Origin of the sequence: Streptomyces sp. NPDC126499 (assembly GCF_040302485.1) — a bacterium.
Classification (GTDB): Bacteria; Actinomycetota; Actinomycetes; order Streptomycetales; family Streptomycetaceae; genus Streptomyces.
This window is the reverse complement of sequence record NZ_JBEOUO010000059.1, coordinates 1-1492: the sequence shown is the minus strand read 5'-3', so window position 1 is coordinate 1492 and position 1492 is coordinate 1. Positions and strand designations below refer to the sequence as shown.

Annotated in this window: 3 protein-coding genes; 2 read left to right on the top strand and 1 reads right to left on the bottom strand. The window is 64.5% G+C overall.

Annotated features, from left to right (window positions below; all coding sequences use genetic code 11):
- The first annotated feature begins 154 nt into the window (after window positions 1–154).
- Window positions 155–550, top strand: coding sequence for an Imm7 family immunity protein (locus tag ABTZ91_RS34015; RefSeq protein WP_352081097.1), 396 nt, complete (start codon window positions 155–157; stop codon window positions 548–550).
- 15 nt (window positions 551–565) lie between these two features.
- Here the strand turns inward: ABTZ91_RS34015 and ABTZ91_RS34010 are convergent, their stop codons facing one another.
- Window positions 566–1012, bottom strand: coding sequence for a transposase (locus tag ABTZ91_RS34010; RefSeq protein ID WP_352081096.1), 447 nt, complete (start codon window positions 1010–1012; stop codon window positions 566–568).
- Between the two features lie 109 nt (window positions 1013–1121).
- Here ABTZ91_RS34010 and ABTZ91_RS34005 point away from each other — a divergent pair.
- On the top strand, window positions 1122–1492 hold a 371-nt coding region (locus tag ABTZ91_RS34005; protein ID WP_352081095.1), incomplete at its 3' end, for a transposase.

Genomic DNA, 1492 nt, shown 5'->3' with positions numbered 1-1492 from the left:
CCCGGAGCCGTTCCACCTCCCCCAGCCTCATAGCCGGAAGATGCCCACCACCAGGCAAGATCACCCGACGTAACGAAGCACTACTAGGGCCTGTCCGGCGGATCATGCCGTGGTCGCGGCGATCGAGACCCAGCGACCTCATTAGAATCGCGACGTGTTCGAATACCACGGCTGGATCACTGTCAGGGAGACCGCAGTCGGCGACGACGATGACGTCCGACTGCGGCAGGTCGTCGATGAGCTTCGGCTTCGCATCGCCCAGATGGCCAGTCCTTACCTCCTTGATCTCAGGTGGATGAATGGCGAGCCGTACATCCATGTGGGAGGCAATTCCAATCACCGCTCGTCGCCAGATGTCGTCGGTCTGTTCGAACACGTCGCCAAGGTCGCTCCCGGCTCCTACGGTCTCTTGCATATGCGCGATGACGAGGCCCCGGGCCATGAGAACGAGGTACGCGTACTCAGGCTAGCTCGGGGCACGGTCACGCAGCACACGGAAGCGCTGCTGTCTCCGTGCATCCCGACGCTGGAAGACCCCTTCACTATTTAGTTATGTCTGGTCTGATCACGGCCGGAGCCACAGACGGATCGTCGCGGCCGTGACGGTGCCGTGAAAGACGTAGGCCCTCTTGTCGTAGCGGGTGGCGATGGCCCGGGAGTTCTTAAGCCGTTTGATCGTGCGCTCGACCTCATTGCGGCGTTTGTAGATCTCGCTGTCGAAGCCGGCGGGCCGGCCGCCCTTTCGGCCAGCGAGGTCGGCGTCGGCCTGGACGGCACGCAGGATCCGGTCCCACGTGCCGTCCGCCGACCAGCGCCGGTGCCGTTCATAAACGGACTTCCAACTGCCGAAACGCTCGGAAAGGTTCCGCCACGGTATGCCCGTCCGGACCCAGAACAGGATCCCGTTGATCACCCTGCGGTGATCGTTCCACCGCCCGCCACGCCGTCCCGTCGCCGGCAAGTGCGGCTCCAGCCGGACCCACTCCGCATTCGTCAGATCACCCCGCCACATACCGAGAACAACGAGCCAGCAAACCGACAGTCACATGATCCGTCGGACAGGCCCTAGTAGTGCTTCGTTACGTCGAGTGATCTCGCCTGGTGGTGGGCATCTGTCGGCTATGAGGCTTGGGGAGGTGGAACGGCTCCGGGGCGAGTTAGCGGAGTTCGTTGCCGATGTGTTCGCCTCGCTCCCGCGGCGGGATCAGCGGCGGTGGGGCGGGTGTTATCTGCGGGGTCTGATGCTGGACGGCCGGCGGAAGTCGATCCAGCCGATGGCCGAACGGCTGCCGGACGGGAACATGCAGGCCCTGCAACAGTTCGTGAACCAGTCGCCGTGGGATCCACTGCCGGTGCGGCGGCGGATCGCCGAACGGCTGAGCGAGGTAATCGCGCCTGAGGTGTGGGTGATCGACGACGTGTCGTTCCCCAAGTGCGGCACTGCTTCGGTGGGGGTGGCCCGGCAGTACTGCGGAGCGCTGGGCAAGCGGGC

Bases quoted from the DNA above. Each gene is read 5' to 3' on its own strand.
- ABTZ91_RS34010 (WP_352081096.1), bottom strand. From the start codon at position 1,012: ATGTGGCGGGGTGATCTGACGAATGCGGAGTGGGTCCGGCTGGAGCCG.